Raw genomic sequence first — 18,730 nt, 5'->3', positions numbered from 1 at the left:
CAGCTTGATGAACGTTTACCAATGCCAGTCATTTATGACTGGCATTGCCATTTATAGTCTTAAATCCATCCTATTACTCTTGTTCTAGTAAAGAGGCTTTAGACAATACGGCAAACTGTTCACTGATCATCACCAAGCTGTCGACTAACTCAGGGTCAAAATGTTTACCTTTACCTTCTAAAATAAGCGTCATAGCTTCTTCATGGCTAAATGGCCTCTTGTAACAGCGTGGTGATGTTAATGCGTCATATACATCAACCAGAGCCACTATTCTCGCAGACAAGGGAATGGCATCACCGATTAACCCCTTAGGATAGCCGCTGCCATCCCACTTTTCATGGTGAGCTCCGGCAATGTCGCGCCCCATCCGAATAAATGAACATTCTGGGGCATAGGCTAATAGACTATTCAGTACTTTTTCACCTATCACTGGATGCGCCTTAATTTGCTCGAACTCTTCTGCCGTTAAGCGTCCAGGTTTTAATAAGATATGATCGGCAATACCCACTTTACCTATATCATGCAAAATGGCTGAGAGGCTTATTTCTTGAATAAAAGCTTCGGTTAATTCTTGTGGAACATGCTCATCAGTTAATCGTTGTTTTGCCAGCATATTGGCATACTGCTGCATTCTGATTAAATGCGCCCCCGTTTCATTATCACGGTACTCAGCTAACTTAGCTAATCCCATCACAGTGGCTTTACGTGAGGCCAAAGTAGATGCTAACGAATGCGTTAATTTACCCAACAAATAAGATATAGACTGAGTCACAATGGCATTAGTCACTAAAAAGTTAATCGCTACCACATACCAGATCAAGGTCGAAAATCCACTCACATCAGGCCAATGAACTAGTTGGTATTGATAGGCGATACCGATTAGTAATAGCGATATCGCGTTGACAACTTGAGCCCATAGCGCCATTTTTTCGCCGAGCAAAATGCTGCACAGTGGAGGGAAAGCAAATAGCCAAAAAAAGCCCGCGCCAGAGGGGCCGATAGCAATGACAAAACCAATACCGATACCAAACGCAAGGTAACATCCTACGATAAATTTTTGCCTATCAGTAATGCGAGGATAAAACAAAATGAATAACAATATTCCATAAGCGAGAGTATCAAATATTGCCATGCCCCATAAGTTTTTAACGACGCACAAATAGACACTGGTGATGTAAACCGGAATACACAATAAAGCTAATATGCTAAATAATCGTTGAAAAATCACTCGACGCCATGCTGGTAATGAATCATCAAATCCATGAAGAATAAGCTGTGCGGTTAACCGAGAAGACATATTAATTCCTTTAAGGCGAGGTTGTGCTCACAGCATTGAGTTTTTTTAATATAGTAAATTGAATAGCTTAAAACGTTATCCAAGTGATAAAGGCAATATAGCAATTGTGTTATTTGCGCTTGTAAGTATTGTTGCAACACTGACAATACGCAAAAAATAGGATTAAAAATAATCCATAAAACCAATATTGAGTCCATATTCGATTATGATCGCCCTTCATTGGACTGACGATGATTGTTGATAGTGCCTTATTTGACCATAATGATGGCCTTATATGATAATGAAGTACTTCTATTCATTCTCTGCAACAAAGAGTCACCTTCGTCGAGCCACACTGTTACCTATTAATAAGGATGTTGTTATGCAAAGTTCGTCTCGTAGTGCTGCTGTTTTTGGAATATTCATTGCGCTGGGCTTTGGTGCTTTGGGTCTATTACTCAAACAAGCCATTGTTGAATACAAATTACTTGAGCGCAGTGTCACAGTTAAAGGCTTAGCAGAAAATGAATATCCTGCAGACATTGTCATCTGGCCTATCCAATTTACTGCAGCCAATAATAATCTCGACGAACTGTATAAACAGCTGGAAGCACAAAACAACCAAGTGGTCAGTTTTTTAACTGAGCAACATATCGATCCAAAAGAAATTACCCTCACAGCTCCGACAATTACCGATAAATTGGCACAACAATATGGTGGTAATCAACCAATAGAATTGCGTTATACCGCGACACAAACCATTACGGTTTATTCTAATGACATCGATAAAGTGCGTGGTGTCATGCCGCAATTAACTGAGCTGGGGAAAACAGGCATTGTATTCTCGCAGAATAACTATGATGCCCAAGTCGAGTATATTTTCAGCCGATTAAATGACGTTAAGCCAAAAATGATTGAAGAATCGACCACCAATGCCCGCTCAGTGGCCGAAAAATTTGCTAAAGATTCTCAAAGCCGATTAGGAAAAATTAAAAAAGCCACTCAAGGGCAATTCAGTATCAGTAACAGAGATAAGAATACGCCCTACATTAAGCAAGTGCGTGTGGTATCAACCATCGAATATTACTTAGCGGATTAACCATATGAAACAGATAATCACCAGCATACTGATTGGTTTGATGAGCTTAATGAGCATATCAATAATGGCACAGTCGCCAGAATCGGCATCAGTTGATCTTAACCATAAAGGGGCCACAAGTAATCACGTTATCTTTATCGTTAGGCATGCAGAAAAACGTACTGGTAAAAATCCCAGTTTGTCTGCCCAAGGACAATTACGAGCCTTACGTTTAGCAACAGTGTTATCGGCGACCCCTTTACAAAAAGTCTACACCACTGATTATAATCGTACCCGTGAAACAGCCAAGCAAGTCGCTCAAGATCAACACCTGGAGCTAAGTGTTTATGATCCTCAAAATATGGCAAACTTTGCCCAGCAGTTATTAGCCGAACAGGGTAATATTTTAGTGGTAGGCCACAGTAATACTTCGACAGATTTAGTTGAAAAACTCGGGGCAAAGCAACAAATACCGATTGATGACGCCAGTGAATTTGATCGTTTATATATTGTGACCCTAAATGCCAACAAACAAATAGTATCAACGGTATTGCTTCGTTATTAATTAGCCTGTGCAGAATAGACATCAACTCAATCGACAACTGCATTTAAGCACATTAGGTTAATCAAAAAATTCAGTTGTTACTATTAAACAACATATTGTCCATAAGGTTGCACAATCGTGAGGCCTTATCGACAAATAAGCACCACAACATCGACACGAATACGCTCAATACATTACAATGCGCGGCTTTTTCGCTTAATTCTTTATTGAACCGCATAACATTAGGTCGTTGTATGTCCCTTGCTCAAAACCCAGCACAAACTCAAAACCATTTCCCTGATGACATTGCAGCACGTATTGCTCAATCAGAAGCCCGCGTTATTAAGGCAATTTTCCCATCTAATACTAATCACCATAACACCTTATTTGGTGGTGATGCATTAGCCTGGATGGATGAAACAGCATTTATTGCCGCTACACGTTTTTGTCGTAAATCATTAGTAACCGTGAGTTCTGATCGGATTGATTTCAAAAAAGCGATACCCGCTGGCAGCTTGGCTGAGCTGATTGCAAATGTGATCCATGTTGGTAACACATCGCTAAAAGTTGAAGTGAATATTTATGTTGAAGATATGTACCGCGATCACAGGGAACATGCAATACGTGGCGTGTTTACTTTTGTTGCGGTAGATGAAAATCGCAACCCGACCCAAGTGTGGCCACATAATTAATAACACCCCAGTAAATGCAGTCAGATAGATGGCTGCATCATCATTTCGCTCACTAGACTAAAGTCTATAGTTTGATTGTTTTTATTCAAATCAATGATAATCTTGCACAAAGCAATAGAATACTCGATTACTTTTCTGTTACATTGAGTTTATCTTCACGTGCAACATAGAATAAAAAACGCCATGAAGCTCGAAAATTTAAATATCATTATTGCAGATGACCATCCATTATTCCGTAATGCCTTAAGGCTAGCGCTGAGTAATGCCTTTGAACACACGCAATGGTTTGAGGCTGATAGTGCCGAGGCATTACAACATGTCCTTGATGAGAAAGACCAACCGTTTGACTTAATCTTACTTGACCTACAGATGCCTGGCTCTCACGGTTATTCAACGTTAATCCACCTTAGAACCCATCATCCAGACATTCCTGTGGTGGTGATTTCTGCCCACGAAGACATCAATACCATAAGCCGAGCAATACATTATGGTAGTAGCGGATTCATACCGAAATCAGCGTCTATGGAAGTGTTGGAAGAAGCGTTAAACGCGGTGTTATACGGTGATATTTGGTTACCCAAAGGTACCCAAATTGTGCCGGTTTCTGATGATCCAACCGATAAAATGGCCTCACGCCTATCTGATTTAACCCCACAGCAATATCGCGTACTGCAGATGTTTGCCGAAGGATTACTCAACAAACAAATTGCTTATGATTTTGGGGTATCAGAAGCCACCATCAAGGCTCATGCAACGGCAATATTTCGCAAATTGGGTGTTCGCAATCGCACTCAAGCGGTGATAGCATTACAGCAATTAGAAATGGATAGAATTGATATCTCGTAATGCCTCAATCATTAACGTTACAACAGCTACCTTTTTCGCAAGCTTGTGAAAATAACCAGCAGCCTATATTAACGCTATTAACAAAGTGGCTTCCTAGTTGCGTTCATTTGCTTGAAATAGGCAGTGGTACTGGCCAGCATAGCGTGTATTTTGCTAACCATCTTCCGCATATCCGCTGGCAACCAAGCGATCAACGGCATTATCTGCCTAATTTGCAAGCTCGTCTCAATTTGCAAGCATCACCAAACTTACAGCCGGCTATTGAATTAGATGTCACCCAGCCTTGGCCGCAACTGACATCAAATGTCGATGCGATATTCAGTGCTAATACTCTGCATATTATGAGTAAGACTATGGTTGAAGCATTTTTTATTGGCGTGGGTAATCTATTGGTAAACGCTGGCTCATTAGTTATTTATGGTCCGTTCAATTACCAAGGCCAATTTACCAGTGACAGTAATCGACAGTTCAATATGTCTTTACAACACAATAATCCCCAAAGCGGCATCCGCGATATCGAATGGATCTGTCAATTAGCACAGCAGCAAGGGCTAACGCTTCGAGAAGACATTGCTATGCCAGCCAATAATCGTTTACTGCATTTTATTAAGTAAGCCCAAATCATTTAACCAATAAGCCAATTGCTTCTGTTCATTTATAAGCTATCGGCTTGGATTAACACATATAAGGACACAGATTATGGGTTCAGTTACCACCAAGAGACATGCCAATGGTCTCGATTATGTTGCTGTCGATACCGCGTTTTGCCAAGCGCGTATTTTTTTGCAAGGGGCGCAAATAGATCAATTTACACCCAGTGGAAAATCACCACTTTTATGGGTATCAAGTGCCGACGATTACCAACCAGGCAATGGCATAAGAGGTGGAATTCCAGTTTGTTGGCCTTGGTTTGGGATGAGCGATATCCAAGGCTTTCCGCAGCATGGTTTTGCGCGCAATAAGATTTGGTCATTAGAATCCATCAACATGGGCGATCAATCTGTTGAGTTGCTGTTTGCCCTGCCCGCCAGCGAAATAGATAAGCAGTATTGGCCGCATAATACCCAAGTGAAGGTGCTATTTAACTTAGGTGAAACATTATCGGTAAGCATCATCAATATTAACAATGCAGATTACGACATCGAGCTCACACAAGCATTGCATAGCTATTTCCCCATAGAAGATATTCACCTACTTAAGGCCAGTGGATTTGGCGGTTCACAATACATTGAATTTGATCAAGGACCTTTTGAACAAGTCGACGATGTGGTTAAATTTGATCGAGAAACCGATAGAGTTTATACCAAACTAGCGCCCATTCAGGAATTACATACTCCAAATGGAACGATTGTGGTGAGCCGGGAAAACAGCCAATCCGCAGTGTTATGGAATCCTTGGATAGACAAGTCAACCCGCCTATCTCGGTTTAATCATGATGATTACTTAACCATGGTCTGTTTAGAAGCAGCCAACGTGAGAGACGACAGCATAGTGTTAGCGCCAGGACAAACCCACACGTTAACCACTCATATCGGTTGGAAATAAATAGGTTGGAAATAAATAGGCTGGAAATAATATCACTTAATTGTGGCTAATCACGTCAGCCATAGACTGATGAAACACGCAGTTATCAAGCTAATTTGACTTGAGCATAATCAAAAGGCAGCCTCGGCTGCCAGTTGATTATCACATGTTGCTTAGTAGCATTCAGGATATCGATCACATAAAGCTAATCGCTTATCGTAAAATGACTAATCAGCTTAGCGGTTAGAATTAACTAATGGTTCGATTGGTAGATTTTCGAAACAAACCAAACCAAAAAGCGGTTTCAAGTAATCCTCCAGCCACAAAAAAAGTCACCGCCCCGGTTTGGCTGCCGGCTAAATAACATGTCAACGCCAGCGCAATTAATGCGATTAAGACCACGACTCTGTAGATACCTGTCATATTAATTATCTCTCAACCCAATCAATGAACTGTTCATCAGTCACTATATTCTCCAATCACATTAGCCCTTTAATCCACTGTAAGTCAACTAAATAGCAGCCAATAAAAAAGGCAGCTTCAGCTGCCTTTTTTGCAATCGTACCTTTGGTCGAGATAAGAAATGGTTATACCATCTGTTTACCCAAATTGAGGCTAATTAGTTTGCTGTTACTTCACAACCTAGTGGGCTGTTTGAGTTTTCATAAACAATGTCACCCATTGGAGCATAATCTGCAGCCGCAATAGTGCCTTTATCTTTGAAGAAAGTGTATAACACTTCTGCATCAACATAACCTGTTTGAATTGGTGCAAGCTCAGGATAGCCATCACCACCAGCAGCATTGAAGCTTGGTACAGTAAAGCTGTATGAGTCAGTGGCACTGTAATCTTTACCATTGATTTCACTGATAGCAACTGTTTGAGCAGTACAATCTACTGTCATTTTCACACCGGTGATTTGTGCATATGCGCCAGAACCACGTTGGAAAGATGCTACAGTGTTTAAGTACTCAGTGACTTCTGCACCTGTCATAGTGCTTAACGTTACCATGTTGCCAAAAGGCTGCACGGTTAACACGTCACGGTAAGAGATATCACCTTCAGCAATTGAAGCACGCACACCACCAGAGTTCATTACACCGATATCGGCACCGACTTTAGTGCGTTGCGCTTCTGCAACCAAACGGCCTAAATTAGTTTGCATATTACGTACATTTGCACGTTCGCCGTCTAATAAACCATCGGTGGTAGCAATCACTTCACTAAGTTGGCCTTGACCACGTTCTTGATAATAAGAAAGTAGTTGTTTTAAGTCTGCATCTGCGGCGATTTCATCAGCAACCAATACTTTCGTTTTGTTGCCATCTGCATCAGTCACTGATGTTTTCAAGTTAACCGGGATTAACTTGTAACTAGCAAGGTGAAGCTCGCCATTGAAATATTCAAAATCAGCACGACCGACATACTTACCCCACTCGTGAGCTTGCATAATGTAAGTGCCATTTTGCATATCAGGCGTACAGTCATCGCCAGGAGCAAAGTCAGCGTAATCGTTTGTACCTGGTTCCATACATACTGGGTTTTGTGAATGACCACCAATAATGGCATTCAAATCACCTTCTGCTAGAGCACGAGCCATGGCGACGTCGCCAGGAGCGTTACTACCATTCATTGCATCCGCATAGTGACCCATATGAGTGGTTGCAAAAATAAGATCCGCAGTATCTGCAGCTTTAATTTCTGCAATCACTTTTGCTGCTTCAGTGGTTGGATCGGTAAAGGTTAAATCTTTGATAAATTCTGGGTTACCAATCTTCGCAGTGTCTTCAGTGGTTAAACCGATCACAGCAATGCGCAAACCATTTATATTAAATACTTTGTAAGCATCAAAGTAGCGAGTGCCATCAGCTTTATAAATGTTAGCCGCTAACATTGGGAAGTTAGCAATTGAGCGTTGTGAATCTAATACCGCAAGTGGATTATCAAACTCATGGTTACCGACTGCCATTGCGTCATAAGCAATTTCATTCATACCAATAAAATCTGGCACTGCGTCTTGTAAGTCTGACTCAGGGACGCCAGTGTTGATATCTCCGCCCGAAAGTAAAATCGTTTCACCGCCGTTTGAGCTAACTTCAGCACGGATCTGATCGATCAGCGTTTTACGTGCTGCCATACCGTATTCGCCGTCACCGTTTTCCCAAAAACGACCGTGGTTGTCATTGGTATGTAATACTGTAAATATTTTACAATCTGCACCAGCTTCGGCACACGTCGTCGGTGCAACGACAGCGGTATTGTCGTCGTCACTGCCACAACCGGTCAACGCTGCTAGTACAGCCGTTGCGACCAATCCTTTAATTAACATATTTGTCATGATTTACCCCGATGTTATAATTTATATTTTTAAATCCGTGAATTATCCTATTCACGGCCAGAATGATAACAAAGATTGACGGTTTTTGATGTCACTTTTATGACAGAATGTGATTTTTAATACATTATTTAACAATAACTTACACCTCAATAGTTCCCAGTAAAAAACAATTACCATGTTAACGGGTATGTTAAAGTAAAGTAAAAAAAATGGCTTAAGCATTTTTGCTGCTAAGCCATTTAATTAGATTGATTTTTTTATATAAAGACAATAACGATTATTGTCTTTATATAAGAACAGTGATGAGCTTGCGTTATTTCAACACTTGCTGCAACCATTGACCAATATCAGCAAGTTGATTAGGCAATACACTGTGAGCCATCGGATAAGTTTTCCAGGTACTCTGATAACCTGCCGCAATCAGTGCGTCATAAGCCATTTTACCAGCAAACATCGGGACAACATCATCTTGCTCACCATGATGTTGTAAAATAGCAGTATGAGCATTAGCATCAGCAAGTTGCTCTGGCAATGTTTCGCCACCGGGTAAATAACATGATAACGCCATAATACCGGCCAGTTTTTGTTCAAAACGCAGCCCGGTGAACAAACTCATGACCCCACCTTGACTAAAACCAGCTAAAATGATTTTATCAGCAGGTATACCACTATTAATCTGCTCGACAATTAACTGACGGATGGCTTGCTCAGACGCCATAACACCTTGTATATCGGCGCGATCGTGTAAATCCATGCTTTTAATATCGTACCATGAGCGCATAACAAAACCGCCATTGATGGTCACTGCTTGTTCTGGTGCATGAGGAAAAATAAAACGAATACTGTGCTGACCAGCTAAGCCTAATACGGGGACGACGGGCGCAAAGCCAGCACCTGAATCACCCAATCCATGAAGCCAAATAACGCATGCTGTCGCAGGTGTTTGCGGCTCGATTACAATTTTTTCTAGCTTAAAAGACATATATATATCAATCCTATCAATGCAATAAAATATTGCAGGCTATATTACGTCAATTGATTTTTAACATCGATCTATTCACACCCCATCACCACAAATAATCAACCTTGACGGCAATGTAATTAATTTAATCGAACAAAACTAGCGATTAATTACACTTTTATTCGATTTTATTTGTTGTAACCTAAGACTAAAGCCACTAAGGAGATGAGATATATGGGATTACTACAAAATGGCCAGTGGGTCGATCAATGGTATGCAACCGAAGAAAATGGCGGTGAGTTTGTTCGAGAAGATGCGCAATTACGTCATTGGGTAACTGCGGATGGCCAAGCTGGCCCCTCTGGCGATGCAGGCTTTGTTGCAGAAGCAGGCCGCTATCATTTGTACGTCTCTCTAGCCTGCCCTTGGGCGCACCGCACCCTTATCTTTAGAGAATTAAAGCAATTACAATCACTTATTGATGTTACTGTTGTTGAAGCACATATGCGAGAAAACGGCTGGGAGTTTGCCAATGCTGTTGATGGCAAAATTGGTCAACACATAGCAGGGGCTCAAGCCGATCCTTTACATCAAAAAGACTTTTATACCAAATCTATCAATTAGCGAAACCACACTACAATGGTCGAGTCACAGTACCAGTATTGTGGGACAAAAAAACCAACACTATCGTCAGTAATGAATCATCTGAAATCATTAGAATGTTCAATACCGCCTTTAATGATATTACCGGCAATACACTCGATTATTATCCTCAAGCCTTACAACCGCAGATAAACCAACTCAATGAGTTCATTTACGAAAAAATCAATAATGGGGTTTATCGCTGTGGTTTTGCTACCTCACAAGCCGCTTATGAAGAAGCTTATGATGCCTTATTCTCGGCGCTGGACACCATCGAGACCCGCTTAAGCACAAAACGGTATCTATTGGGCGATAGCATTACTGAAGCGGATTGGCGTCTGTTTACTACCCTGATCCGTTTTGACAATGTGTATGTCGGCCATTTTAAAACCAACCGCAATACAATCGAAAGCATGGCCTATATTTCAGATTATTTACGTGATTTATATCAACAACCCGGCATTGCTACCACAGTCAATATGGATCATATCAAGCAGCATTATTACTTTAGTCATCAACAAATTAATCCGACTCAAATCATCCCTGCCGGGCCTGATATTGACTTTTTACGCCCACATAACCGTGAGCAACTAATGACGTCAACATCTCACCCACAAGGTTAATCTGTCATAGGTTTTTGAACACGCTTAAGGAGTTTAGTGGACTCGCGGCAATATGCAGTCAGAAGTGCAGCGAAAACGGCAGCAATAATATAAGCCACAAACTGTGGGTTAGCTTTGGTTGGAGGTTAAATAGACAGTAATCGTATTGACATGTCATGCATCGCTCAGAGCATGTCAATACCTTCAGTTTGTCATTCAAGTTGAATCAAGGCTCATGGCCGAGCAGCCTATTCCCATTCATCTTGCCACTAAGCCGATACAAATTAAGTTATTGCGCTTGAATGCCAGTGTGTTGCAATAGCGCGTCTAATTGCGCTGGATTATCCAGTTTAATACTCCACCTCACCGTTCCTGCATCGGCAACAATCACTAAGCCTTGATGAAAACAGCTAATGTCATCCATGGATGCGGTAAGCACTAATTGGCTATCATGAAACCGGCACTGAATTTCATGCACAGTGACAATAATTTTACCTAATGAGAAATCAATAATCATATCTACTCTCTTAAAACAAAAAATCCCAAGTCTTCACTTGGGATCTGTACAGGGTTAAACCATAAGTAAATATCAATTTACCCAAGCGGTCCCCTACTAGTGGTGATGACCACCAGCGCCATGGGCATGACCATGGGCAATTTCTTCATCAGATGCATCGCGGGCACCGACAATTTCAATATCGAAAGTTAATTCACGGCCAGCAAGTGGATGATTAACATCAACCGTCGCCATAAACTTACCGACTTTAATAATGGTCACTTGACGCTGGCCTTGCTCAGTATTCACCACGGCAGCCATGCCCGGTTTCCATACTTTAGCGCCTGCAAGGTGTTTAACCGACACGCGCTGCTCAGAATCTGGTTGACGTTCGCCATAAGTATCTGCAGCTGGCGGAGTAATAGTGAATTTCTCGCCAATTTCTTTGCCATTAATCGCATCTTCAATACCAGGCATCATGTTGTCATGACCATGCAAATAGGCAATCGCCTCACGACCTTCGTTTGATTCAAGTACTTCGCCTTTTTCATCACGTAGCGTGTAATTAAACTGCACGACCATATTGTCTTTAATGCTCATTATCGTTCCTTAATTCAAAAATTTGCCGAAGCTTAGCAAAAGCGTACTAATGCATCCACAAAAAATGCTCATAAAAATACTGATTATAGTTTGATACCCAAGGCAGTAAACGTCTCTACATCAGGAAATCCATCAGCAATAAGCCCTTTTTCATGTTGAAAAGCTTGTAACCCTAATACTGAATTACGCCCTAAAATACCGTCAGGCTTACCCACATCGAAACCAGCATCATTGAGCCTTTGCTGAATTTGTTTGACCGTTTCTCGGCTTAGCCTTGGCTGTTTAGGTACTGCACGGGTTAATACCGCACCACCATTTATACGATCGGCTAAATGTCCCACTGAAATGGCATAAAATTCAGAACGATTCCAACGCATTATCACATTAAAGTTGTCATATCCTAAAAAAGCAGGCCCTGTGTGCCCTGCTGGCAAATATAACGCTGCTTGCATATCTGGTGTAGACAAAGGCTGACCATTAACTTGCTTAACATTAAGCTCACGCCACTTAACCAGTGGTAGAGGATGTTTACCGCCTAAGTAAGCAAAAGAATAATCGCTAGGAATCAACACTTCACGCCCCCATCGTTCATCTGCTTTCCAACCTAGATGCTGTAAAAAATTTGCCGCAGATGTCAGTGCATCATCAGTACTGTTCCATAAATCAGCAACACCATCGCCATCGCCATCTACCGCATACTTTCGATAATTGGTTGGCATAAATTGAGTATGCCCCATAGCTCCGGCCCATGAACCAACCATTTTACTGTCGGCAAAATTATACTGCTGCTTTAAGGTCAACGCTTGCAGTAACTCACCAGTAAAATAATCACTACGCCTTGGATCGCACGCTAATGTTGCTAATGAATCGAGCACAGGCATGCTGCCTTTATAACTCCCAAAATTAGTTTCTAGCCCCCAGAAAGCAACAATGTATTGCCCTGGTACGCCATACTCTTTTGTGAGCTTAGCTAATAATGATTTATGCTCAGCCAACATTTTTTTACCCTGCTCAACTCGCCACGCAGTGACACGTTTATCAAAGTAATCACCAAAGGTGGTGGTAAATTCAGGTTGCTGATTATCTAATTCAATCACTCTAGGGACATACTTTAAATTTGCCACTGTAGTGTCGATAATCTGTTGTGAAATCCCTGCGGCTTTAGCTTTTTGCTGTAACGTAACGACACAAGTGGCAAAATCAGCTTGCTCTTGAGCAGGAGCAACATCTGCAACAGGATCGGGTGATGCCGATACCGCACAAGCACTTAATAAGGTACTAGATAAAAACATTGAAGCAATAAACACAGATAAACGTCTTTTATGGGCCATGAACAACACTTAATTTACGCAAAATGAATATTGAATATCGTGACGCATCAGCCTTAAGGAAACAAGAGCTGTTAACATTAAACCCTGTTTATTTATGCTAAACCGAAGTGAAAAATGAAAAATCTGCTAACAAGTGCGCAATCATGGTAAACCGACTCAAAACCACAGCAGCATGTAAAATAGCCCCATGGTTTATCCATTATGAATACCTCATAAAACCAAGCAATCATCGCATTTAAACGTTAGTTTAATAAGAGCCATGCCATAAAGACTGGCAGCAACCACAACGAGCCACTAGCTATTATCACCAAAACACTTTTGATGTGTCTATTATCTATGCTGCTCTCATTTACCGCAGAGTCACAAGATAATGAGTCAATTTAGCCTTTAAACACTGCTTAAGTCTCCAGCTAAATATAATTGTCATTAATTAAGCCTTTTCCTTATTCAATGAGTCCGTATAATGACATTAATTCTAACTCATTTGAGCGATTAATCATGACAGAACAAACTGCAGCATTATCAAGCTTTATCGAAAGCGTAAAACAACATCAAGTCTTATGGGGCTTACAAGATGAAACTGGTGAGGGTTGGGTAGTATGTGACTCATCAGAATTTGAAGAAACAGATGTTATGCCACTTTGGTCAAGCGAAGCTGCAGCAAAAAGTCACTGCACTGATGAATGGGCTGACTATAATCCGGTTACTATTACGCTAACGGAGTTCTTAGAATACTGGGTGAGTGATTTAAATGACGATGGCGTTCTAATCGGTGTTAATTGGGAAGCAGAACAAGAGTGCTTAGAAATTGATCCTATCGTACTCGCTAAAGAATTAGTCGATTTTGAAAAAGAATAATCGTCACTAATTTAAGCTGAATAGGGAATAAAAAGCGCACTTTAAACAGCGTCTTTACCTTTTGTTAAGGTTATTCTTTACACTAGGTTCGACTTTGTCGGTCATTCAAAGAGCGCCATACGCAGCGATAACTCACAAGCCACTGCTTGGTGTTATCGCTGCGTATGATAATCCTAAGCTCAGATTAATTTACGCTTAGCCACTAAGTTCAGCCATCATTTCACTGCTCATTAATAGTATTGCATCCATGCCTACACAGATTGATATTCCTTTTGATAAACGTCATACATGTTGGTTTTGTAACGAGCCAAGTAATCAATTGTTTGATTATTATAGAATGACTCACACTCCCCACCCCTCTTTAACGATTCCGGCGTGTAAAGAATGCCATATGCTAGCCAAGAAAAATCTGCTGACCTCTATTTGGGATTGTCGAGATGCAGTAAAAGACAATTTAATGCATTTATACCGTAAAGACTTGGCCATTGGAATTAACTGGACTGAAGAAGAACTCGAACAATCAGAATTTGACTGTATGATTTTTGGAGGCTTTAAAAAAAGTGCTTGGATGATGTACCAAATTGCACAAAGTCGAATGAATGCAAGAGGTTGGCCATTAAGTCTGGAAGGTATATTACTCGATGGCGAGATTGCTGGCGATGTGAGTCAATATCAAACAGGTTTTGAATTTGACGGCATTGTGTTTACGTCACTCACTAAAGCCATTAGCCACTACAGCCAAACATTGTCTTTAGACAGTATTTTTTTACAGCAGCTCATTACGCTATTGGGTAAAGCCCAATTTGGCCATGCGGTCAAAATAGCTCGGCTCAATATTGGTATTACCCCTGGAAACCAGCGTCGAATTCTTGATGAGTTGATCGAAGATATGGACCAAGGTGCGGCTCAATAACTCAATCCACTCTGGATACGTGCCTCTGGTTAACGATTTATGCTATTGCCTATGAAAGAATAGCACGTAAACGATCTTGAACAACACTCACTAACAAGTCGGGTTGAAATTTAGAAATAAACTCATTGCAGCCGACTTTTTTCACCATAGCTTGGTTAAAACTGCCGCTTAAAGAAGTATTGAGTGTAATAAATAATGCCGCCATTCGGGGATCATTACGGACTTCATGAGTCAACTTATAACCATCCATCTCAGGCATTTCTGCATCGGTTATCATCATAAGCAATTCTTCGGCAACGTTTTGACCTTTATCGGCCCACGATTGTAATAACCGTAACGCTTGTAGCCCGTCTGATGCCTCAAGGATCTCAATGCCTAACTTACTTAATGTGTCCCTCACTTGCTTGCGAGCTGTGGAGGAGTCATCGACGACTAATATCTTACGCCCTGGCATATGAGAAGTCAGAGATTCATCAAGCACACCATCTGACAACTTAACATCATAGCTAATGATCTCAGCTAAGACTTTCTCTACGTCAATAATGGATACTAATCGTGATTGACCTTGGTCTTCTATTTTAGTTATCGCGGTTAAGTAATTATGCCCTCCAGAGGTTTTAGGCGGAGGCATAATATCACTCCAGGTCATGTTAACAATATTCTCAACTTTACCGACTAAAAAACCCTGCACACTGCGGTTATATTCAGTAATAATCAAGTTACTGTCTTCAGTCACCGGCATAGGTGAAAAACCAATTGCTTCACGCAAATTGATCACAGGGATCGACACCCCTCTAATATTAGCGACACCATAGACGTTGTGGTTACTGCCAGGCAAGTTACTTAGCGGAGGTAACTTAACCACCTCTTTAACTTTAAATACATTAATGGCAAATAACTGGGTCGAGTTAATGCGAAACAGCAATAGTTCTAAACGATTTTCGCCAACTAGCTTAGTCCTTTGATCAACCGTATCGAGCACTTTTCTCATGGACGAGTCCCACCTACAAACAACGTAAAAATGTATTATTAACGCTAATTATACTTAAAAAAGATTTATTAACAGTGTTAAAACAAGATTTATCCCCCAAAAAAAGAAAAAACCTTTAAACAAGATCAAAAAGCGTCCTTAATTCGTATCATATTTTATTAGAGAAGCAAGCTGTTGCATCTCGCAAACTTTCAGCAAAGGTTATACATGATAAATATCACCCAACCTCTGAGGCACTTAAGCATATGGCTCTCAATAATGAGTTTATCTGCTTGTACCTTAATCGATAAACCGGTCACTGTTGTAAAACCGTTTGAACTAAATCTGTACTTAGGAACTTGGTATGAAATCGCCCGCCTCGATCACTCATTTGAGCGAAATATGTCCCATGTGACCGCACAATATACACTTCAAGGAAGCAAGGTTGTGGTGACTAACCGTGGATTTAAACAAGATGAACAGCAATGGGATGAAGCTAATGGTAAAGCTTATTTTATTGATGGAAGTGACCAAGGCTTACTTAAAGTGTCATTTTTTGGTCCTTTTTATGGCGCATACCAAATACATGACGTAATCCAAGCTCCTAATGGTCAATATACCGATGCTCTAGTCATTGGCCCTAACGCGCAATATGCATGGATCCTCTCAAGAACAGCTGTGATTAACTCCAACACCAAACAAGGTTTTATAAACAAACTCTCAGCATTGGGGATTAACACCAACAATCTAATTTGGGTGGATCAAGGCGCATTAAAAGATGATCGTTAAGCTCTTTTTACACGTACATTAAGTAAGTTTATTTGTTATATCTGATACAGGTGCCGTTATGAATATCCCATTATTTCCACTACCCGTTTGCTTATTGCCTCAGGGATATACCCAATTACGCATTTTTGAACCCAGATACAAACGCTTAGTATCTGAATCACTAAAGAGTGGTATTGGGTTTGGCTTATGTATGCTGGCTGATGATAAAAAAACCATTCTACCTATTGGTACGTTAACCCAAATTATTGACTTTGAGACGCTTGACGATGGCTTATTAGGTATCAGTGTTCAAGGAAAACAAACCTTCACCATTAACCACATTAGCGTTGATGATGACGGTTTGAAACGAGGTGACGTCAGCTTAATTGATTCTTGGCCAAGCGATATCATTGAACAACAAATTGAACCGGCTCAAAGCAATAAGATTAACCGAAAAAAAGATAAAATACTGAGTCAAACGTTAAAGCAAATTTTACAGCAGTATCCGCAGCATCTGGCCCATTACTCTGAAGAAAGTTTTAATGATATGTCTTGGGTATGCCAGCGTTGGCTTGAAATTATCCCATTGAGTTCAAAACAAAAATATCAGTGTATAAATAGTCATGACCACCAATTAGCTAAATCATTCTTATTCGATATCATAAAATAATAACAAGAGTGATCTTAATTAAGTGAGCTTTCGTATACATGATTATAGCTATTGTTTGTCAATGAAGTTGCTAATGTCTTTTTAGGCCACATTAGCAACTGCATGGATAAGATAATTAATTATGCTTAATGAAGTAATTATTGGATGCGAGTGAAAATAATGGAAAATATTCAATCACAAAGCGCACAAAATCGTTATGATAAGGGACATCTTGCACAGAGATCCCTAATTAAACGAAGCGGTGCTATGAAATCAGACGAACCAAATCCAATGGCAGATGAACTCGCTGCATTAATGATGAAAGTCGCTAATCATCGATGCAAGACTTCTTTTGCCAAACTCTTTTCGCATTTTGGCCCTAAAATTAATTCTTTTGGCGTACAGCGTTTAAGTCAACAGGGCTTAGCAATGGATTTAGTGCAAGAGACAATGACTCGAGTATGGACCAAAGCACATCTTTATAATGCAGATAAAGCAGCTGTAAGCACTTGGGTTTTCACCATAATGCGTAATCAATGCTTTGACATGCTTCGCAAAGTGCAACATAACCGCGAAGATGCATTTGGTGATGACATTTGGCCATTGTTTGAATCTGATGATGCAGAAAATGACGACAATGACTTCTTATTGTCGGCTTCTTTATTGCAGCATGTAGAGGAATTACCTCCCTTACAACGCCAAGTAGTACAAGGTATTTATATGCAAGAGCTGACTCAACAAGAGCTTGCAGACAAACTTAATATTCCAATTGGAACGGTTAAATCTCGACTTAGACTAGGTTTAGAAAAATTGAAAAGCTTTATGGAGAAACACTATGATTAATTACCACCCTGACCAGCACATGCTGTCTCTCCATGCTAAAGGCGAATTACCGCTGTCCATGTCGATTGCAATCTCTGCCCATGCTGAGTTTTGTCAGCATTGCCAACAGCAGCTTGACCAGATGACAATTGCCATGTCTGAACAGCAATTTGAATCGGCAGTAGCACCACAATTCGCTAACAGTAAAGATAATGATCAGTTAGACGCATTATTGAGCCAGTTATTAAATTCAACTCTAGATACATTAGCGGCCGAGCAGCCGACGAATATCGACAAGACAGAAGATAACAGTGTCAACATCAAAGGTCAGCATTACTCTTTACCAAGAGCATTTCGCAATCAAATCAATGCATCATGGCAAGGTATTGGTAAAGTGAGTCGTTTAAGACTTGATACCGGAGAGCCGCAAGCAAGAGCGAGTTTGTTACACATTGCTGCTAATGGTGAAATACCTGAGCATACCCATAAAGGTGCAGAGTTAACCTTGTTACTGGCAGGAGAGTTTAGCGATTGCTATAACACTTATAAACCAGGTGATTTTATGTTGCTTGATAAAGCGCACCAACATTCACCTAAAACAATTGATGGTTGTTTGTGTTACACCGTAGTAGATGCGCCCTTATACTTCACTAAAGGTATAAGTAAGTTACTAAATCCAATTGGTGATCTAATTTACTAAATATCAATATCCTTGCGAGTTATTTACTGCTCGCTGCAAAGATAGCTTACGTATGCCAACTTATCACTTAGCTGATGATGGCGGCATAAGTTAGATTATTAGTTTAATTTCTTCTAAAAG

Annotated in this window: 20 protein-coding genes and 1 pseudogene; 13 read left to right on the top strand and 8 right to left on the bottom strand. The window is 40.6% G+C overall.

The annotated features are described in order from the left end of the window. Positions 1 to 73 precede the first annotated feature (73 nt). Complete coding sequence (locus ACED29_RS13040) at positions 74 to 1,297, bottom strand: HD-GYP domain-containing protein (RefSeq protein ID WP_182722758.1); 1,224 nt, start codon at positions 1,295 to 1,297, stop codon at positions 74 to 76. 361 nt (positions 1,298 to 1,658) lie between these two features. Here ACED29_RS13040 and ACED29_RS13035 point away from each other — a divergent pair, with 361 nt between their 5' ends. The 6 genes from ACED29_RS13035 (at position 1,659) to ACED29_RS13010 (ending at position 5,981) form a co-directional block, all read left to right on the top strand. Beyond that, complete coding sequence (locus ACED29_RS13035) at positions 1,659 to 2,375, top strand: SIMPL domain-containing protein (protein WP_124015848.1); 717 nt, start codon at positions 1,659 to 1,661, stop codon at positions 2,373 to 2,375. Between the two features lie 4 nt (positions 2,376 to 2,379). Beyond that, positions 2,380 to 2,919: a histidine phosphatase family protein gene (locus ACED29_RS13030; protein WP_371697831.1), complete on the top strand. Its 540-nt coding sequence runs from the start codon at positions 2,380 to 2,382 to the stop codon at positions 2,917 to 2,919. 233 nt (positions 2,920 to 3,152) lie between these two features. Next, positions 3,153 to 3,590 (top strand): acyl-CoA thioesterase, encoded by a 438-nt coding sequence (locus ACED29_RS13025; RefSeq protein WP_124015846.1) that lies wholly within the window; start codon positions 3,153 to 3,155, stop codon positions 3,588 to 3,590. A 183-nt stretch (positions 3,591 to 3,773) separates the two neighbouring features. Then, on the top strand, positions 3,774 to 4,436 hold the full coding sequence (locus ACED29_RS13020; RefSeq protein ID WP_182697130.1) for a response regulator transcription factor: 663 nt from the start codon (positions 3,774 to 3,776) through the stop codon (positions 4,434 to 4,436). Continuing rightward, positions 4,436 to 5,050, top strand: a complete 615-nt coding sequence (locus ACED29_RS13015; protein WP_182722756.1) for a DUF938 domain-containing protein — start codon at positions 4,436 to 4,438, stop codon at positions 5,048 to 5,050. The genes ACED29_RS13020 and ACED29_RS13015 overlap by 1 nt, the downstream gene beginning before the upstream one ends. 85 nt (positions 5,051 to 5,135) lie before the next feature. Beyond that, complete coding sequence (locus ACED29_RS13010; RefSeq protein ID WP_182741347.1) at positions 5,136 to 5,981, top strand: D-hexose-6-phosphate mutarotase; 846 nt, start codon at positions 5,136 to 5,138, stop codon at positions 5,979 to 5,981. A gap of 228 nt (positions 5,982 to 6,209) precedes the next feature. Here ACED29_RS13010 and ACED29_RS13005 read toward each other — a convergent pair whose 3' ends face one another. The 3 genes from ACED29_RS13005 to ACED29_RS12995 all read right to left on the bottom strand — a co-directional run bounded on the left by ACED29_RS13005 (position 6,210) and on the right by ACED29_RS12995 (position 9,280). Further along, positions 6,210 to 6,383: a hypothetical protein gene (locus ACED29_RS13005; protein ID WP_165870071.1), complete on the bottom strand. Its 174-nt coding sequence runs from the start codon at positions 6,381 to 6,383 to the stop codon at positions 6,210 to 6,212. A gap of 196 nt (positions 6,384 to 6,579) precedes the next feature. After that, positions 6,580 to 8,298, bottom strand: coding sequence for a bifunctional UDP-sugar hydrolase/5'-nucleotidase UshA (ushA, locus tag ACED29_RS13000; protein WP_124015842.1), 1,719 nt, complete (start codon positions 8,296 to 8,298; stop codon positions 6,580 to 6,582). Between the two features lie 313 nt (positions 8,299 to 8,611). Further along, complete coding sequence (locus ACED29_RS12995; RefSeq protein ID WP_371697830.1) at positions 8,612 to 9,280, bottom strand: alpha/beta hydrolase; 669 nt, start codon at positions 9,278 to 9,280, stop codon at positions 8,612 to 8,614. A gap of 213 nt (positions 9,281 to 9,493) precedes the next feature. Between ACED29_RS12995 and ACED29_RS12990 the strand changes: the two are divergent. Next, positions 9,494 to 10,524: pseudogene (locus ACED29_RS12990) on the top strand (glutathione S-transferase family protein). A gap of 268 nt (positions 10,525 to 10,792) precedes the next feature. On the opposite strand, the gene ACED29_RS12985 reads toward ACED29_RS12990, so the two are convergent. From ACED29_RS12985 to ACED29_RS12975, 3 genes are all read right to left on the bottom strand, one after another. Further along, positions 10,793 to 11,020 carry a DUF3389 domain-containing protein gene (locus ACED29_RS12985; protein ID WP_124015839.1) on the bottom strand — a complete coding sequence of 76 codons (228 nt, stop codon included), beginning with the start codon at positions 11,018 to 11,020 and terminating at the stop codon, positions 10,793 to 10,795. Between the two features lie 96 nt (positions 11,021 to 11,116). Next, entirely contained in the window at positions 11,117 to 11,599 is a 483-nt protein-coding gene (locus tag ACED29_RS12980) for a peptidylprolyl isomerase (RefSeq protein WP_182756701.1), read from the bottom strand. An 83-nt stretch (positions 11,600 to 11,682) separates the two neighbouring features. Next, complete coding sequence (locus tag ACED29_RS12975) at positions 11,683 to 12,930, bottom strand: lytic murein transglycosylase (protein ID WP_182756703.1); 1,248 nt, start codon at positions 12,928 to 12,930, stop codon at positions 11,683 to 11,685. A 498-nt stretch (positions 12,931 to 13,428) separates the two neighbouring features. On the opposite strand from ACED29_RS12975, the gene ACED29_RS12970 reads away from it, so the two are divergent. Beyond that, positions 13,429 to 13,788 (top strand): DUF2750 domain-containing protein, encoded by a 360-nt coding sequence (locus ACED29_RS12970; protein ID WP_182697124.1) that lies wholly within the window; start codon positions 13,429 to 13,431, stop codon positions 13,786 to 13,788. Between the two features lie 238 nt (positions 13,789 to 14,026). Beyond that, the gene (locus tag ACED29_RS12965) at positions 14,027 to 14,701 is read left to right on the top strand and encodes a hypothetical protein (protein WP_165870077.1); all 675 of its coding nucleotides are present in this window, start codon (positions 14,027 to 14,029) and stop codon (positions 14,699 to 14,701) included. 49 nt (positions 14,702 to 14,750) lie between these two features. Here the strand turns inward: ACED29_RS12965 and ACED29_RS12960 are convergent, their stop codons facing one another. Beyond that, positions 14,751 to 15,692, bottom strand: coding sequence for a chemotaxis protein CheV (locus tag ACED29_RS12960; RefSeq protein WP_124015834.1), 942 nt, complete (start codon positions 15,690 to 15,692; stop codon positions 14,751 to 14,753). Positions 15,693 to 15,950: 258 nt separating this feature from the next. Here ACED29_RS12960 and ACED29_RS12955 point away from each other — a divergent pair, with 258 nt between their 5' ends. The 4 genes from ACED29_RS12955 to ACED29_RS12940 all read left to right on the top strand — a co-directional run bounded on the left by ACED29_RS12955 (position 15,951) and on the right by ACED29_RS12940 (position 18,610). Further along, on the top strand, positions 15,951 to 16,460 hold the full coding sequence (locus ACED29_RS12955) for a lipocalin family protein (protein WP_220492705.1): 510 nt from the start codon (positions 15,951 to 15,953) through the stop codon (positions 16,458 to 16,460). Positions 16,461 to 16,518: 58 nt separating this feature from the next. Further along, positions 16,519 to 17,109, top strand: coding sequence for an LON peptidase substrate-binding domain-containing protein (locus tag ACED29_RS12950; RefSeq protein WP_124015833.1), 591 nt, complete (start codon positions 16,519 to 16,521; stop codon positions 17,107 to 17,109). A gap of 159 nt (positions 17,110 to 17,268) precedes the next feature. After that, positions 17,269 to 17,931 carry a sigma-70 family RNA polymerase sigma factor gene (locus tag ACED29_RS12945; RefSeq protein ID WP_124015832.1) on the top strand — a complete coding sequence of 221 codons (663 nt, stop codon included), beginning with the start codon at positions 17,269 to 17,271 and terminating at the stop codon, positions 17,929 to 17,931. Then, positions 17,924 to 18,610, top strand: coding sequence for a ChrR family anti-sigma-E factor (locus ACED29_RS12940; RefSeq protein ID WP_124015831.1), 687 nt, complete (start codon positions 17,924 to 17,926; stop codon positions 18,608 to 18,610). The genes ACED29_RS12945 and ACED29_RS12940 overlap by 8 nt, the downstream gene beginning before the upstream one ends. The last annotated feature ends 120 nt before the right edge of the window (positions 18,611 to 18,730 follow it).

The organism is Shewanella sp. 5S214 (assembly GCF_041439795.1).
Taxonomy (GTDB): Bacteria; Pseudomonadota; Gammaproteobacteria; order Enterobacterales; family Shewanellaceae; genus Shewanella; species Shewanella vesiculosa.
This window is presented reverse-complemented; position numbering and strand designations above follow the sequence as displayed.

Coding starts and splice junctions, on each gene's coding strand:
- ACED29_RS13040 (WP_182722758.1), bottom strand. CDS start 1,297: ATGTCTTCTCGGTTAACCGCACAGCTTATTCTTCATGGATTTGATGAT.
- ACED29_RS13035 (WP_124015848.1), top strand. CDS start 1,659: ATGCAAAGTTCGTCTCGTAGTGCTGCTGTTTTTGGAATATTCATTGCG.
- ACED29_RS13030 (WP_371697831.1), top strand. CDS start 2,380: ATGAAACAGATAATCACCAGCATACTGATTGGTTTGATGAGCTTAATG.
- ACED29_RS13025 (WP_124015846.1), top strand. CDS start 3,153: ATGTCCCTTGCTCAAAACCCAGCACAAACTCAAAACCATTTCCCTGAT.
- ACED29_RS13020 (WP_182697130.1), top strand. CDS start 3,774: ATGAAGCTCGAAAATTTAAATATCATTATTGCAGATGACCATCCATTA.
- ACED29_RS13015 (WP_182722756.1), top strand. CDS start 4,436: ATGCCTCAATCATTAACGTTACAACAGCTACCTTTTTCGCAAGCTTGT.
- ACED29_RS13010 (WP_182741347.1), top strand. CDS start 5,136: ATGGGTTCAGTTACCACCAAGAGACATGCCAATGGTCTCGATTATGTT.
- ACED29_RS13005 (WP_165870071.1), bottom strand. CDS start 6,383: ATGACAGGTATCTACAGAGTCGTGGTCTTAATCGCATTAATTGCGCTG.
- ushA (WP_124015842.1), bottom strand. CDS start 8,298: ATGACAAATATGTTAATTAAAGGATTGGTCGCAACGGCTGTACTAGCA.
- ACED29_RS12995 (WP_371697830.1), bottom strand. CDS start 9,280: ATGTCTTTTAAGCTAGAAAAAATTGTAATCGAGCCGCAAACACCTGCG.
- ACED29_RS12985 (WP_124015839.1), bottom strand. CDS start 11,020: ATGATTATTGATTTCTCATTAGGTAAAATTATTGTCACTGTGCATGAA.
- ACED29_RS12980 (WP_182756701.1), bottom strand. CDS start 11,599: ATGAGCATTAAAGACAATATGGTCGTGCAGTTTAATTACACGCTACGT.
- ACED29_RS12975 (WP_182756703.1), bottom strand. CDS start 12,930: ATGGCCCATAAAAGACGTTTATCTGTGTTTATTGCTTCAATGTTTTTA.
- ACED29_RS12970 (WP_182697124.1), top strand. CDS start 13,429: ATGACAGAACAAACTGCAGCATTATCAAGCTTTATCGAAAGCGTAAAA.
- ACED29_RS12960 (WP_124015834.1), bottom strand. CDS start 15,692: ATGAGAAAAGTGCTCGATACGGTTGATCAAAGGACTAAGCTAGTTGGC.
- ACED29_RS12955 (WP_220492705.1), top strand. CDS start 15,951: ATGAGTTTATCTGCTTGTACCTTAATCGATAAACCGGTCACTGTTGTA.
- ACED29_RS12950 (WP_124015833.1), top strand. CDS start 16,519: ATGAATATCCCATTATTTCCACTACCCGTTTGCTTATTGCCTCAGGGA.
- ACED29_RS12945 (WP_124015832.1), top strand. CDS start 17,269: ATGGAAAATATTCAATCACAAAGCGCACAAAATCGTTATGATAAGGGA.
- ACED29_RS12940 (WP_124015831.1), top strand. CDS start 17,924: ATGATTAATTACCACCCTGACCAGCACATGCTGTCTCTCCATGCTAAA.